Source organism: Streptomyces ureilyticus, assembly GCF_011045025.1.
Classification (GTDB): Bacteria; Actinomycetota; Actinomycetes; order Streptomycetales; family Streptomycetaceae; genus Streptomyces; species Streptomyces ureilyticus.
Genome location: NZ_JAAKZX010000472.1, coordinates 1 through 1,142, shown reverse-complemented (window position 1 = coordinate 1,142; position 1,142 = coordinate 1). Strand labels below are relative to the sequence as shown.

Sequence of the window (1,142 nt, the reverse complement as noted above, 5' to 3'; positions counted from 1 at the left end):
CGACGGCAGCCAGTTCGTCAGCAGTTCCTCGACGCTGCCGGGCGCCAGGGCCGCAACGATTTCCGCGGGTGCGCACCGGCACCGCAGCCCGCAACTCCCCAGCCCGAGCCGGTGGCTCCGGCCGCCGGACCCGAGCGCCGCCCGGGCGCCTGGCAGCGCTTCGTCCGCTGGTGGCGCGGCTACTGACGGATCAGGATCGTCACTGATCTGCACAGTTGTCGTACGCGGACCACGCCCCCAGCGTCCGGCCGCTCACGAACGAGTGGCTGTGCCCCGTGACCGGATCGGTGAACTCCAGCACCCGCGCAAGCAGTTGGAGCGGGCGCCGGAAGTCACCGGCCGGCACCGGGCCGGTCACCACCGGGTAGAGCGGGTCACCGAGGATCGGCACACCCAGCGCGTTCATGTGCACCCGCAGCTGGTGGGTCTGACCGGTGCGGGGCAGCAGCCGGTAGCGTGCGCGTCCGTCCCGGTGCTCGAGCCGCTCGACCAGGGTCACCGCGTTCGGCTCGCCCGGCACCTCGCGGGCGGCCGGCACCCCGCGCTCCTTCTCGATCCGGCTGCGCACGGTCCGGGGCAGCGCCAAGGACCCCCGGTACGGGGCCACCGCCTCGTACTCCTTGCGTACGAGCCGGTCGCGGAAGAGTGACTGATACGCGCCGCGTTCCTCCGCCCGCACCGTGAACAGCACCAACCCGGCCGTGAGCCGGTCGAGCCGATGCGCCGCCGTGAGCGACTCGATGCCCAGCTCCCGCCGCAGCCGTGCGAGCGCCGTCTCGGCGACATGACTGCCGCGCGGCGTCGTGGCCAGGAAGTGCGGCTTGTCGGCCACGACGATGTGCTCGTCGCGATACACCACATCGACATCGAACGGCACCGGCACCTCGTCGGGCAGCTCCCGGTGGAACCACACGAACATCCCCGGCACATACGCCGCGTCCGCCGCCACCGGCCGCCCGTCCGCCCCGACGATCAACCCCTCGTCGAGCATCCCGTCGATCGTCCGGCGGCGACTGTCCGCGGCCGTCGCCGTGTTCGGCGGCGCGCAGCACCTCGAGGGTGGTGCGGAGTTCGCCGCGGGCGGTGCGGCAGGTGTCGGAGATGTCGTCGAGCGCCTTCGCTACGGCCTCGCGGTCGAGGCG

The 1,142-nt window shown here is 72.9% G+C and carries 1 protein-coding gene and 1 pseudogene; one reads left to right on the top strand and one right to left on the bottom strand.

Annotation, left to right across the window (positions count from 1 at the left end):
* Positions 1-186: pseudogene (locus G6048_RS48210) on the top strand (cytochrome P450); the annotation flags it as partial.
* Positions 187-199: 13 nt separating this feature from the next.
* Here G6048_RS48210 and G6048_RS48205 read toward each other — a convergent pair.
* Positions 200-991 carry a pseudouridine synthase gene (locus G6048_RS48205; protein ID WP_165345911.1) on the bottom strand — a complete coding sequence of 264 codons (792 nt, stop codon included), beginning with the start codon at positions 989-991 and terminating at the stop codon, positions 200-202.
* Positions 992-1,142 lie beyond the last annotated feature (151 nt).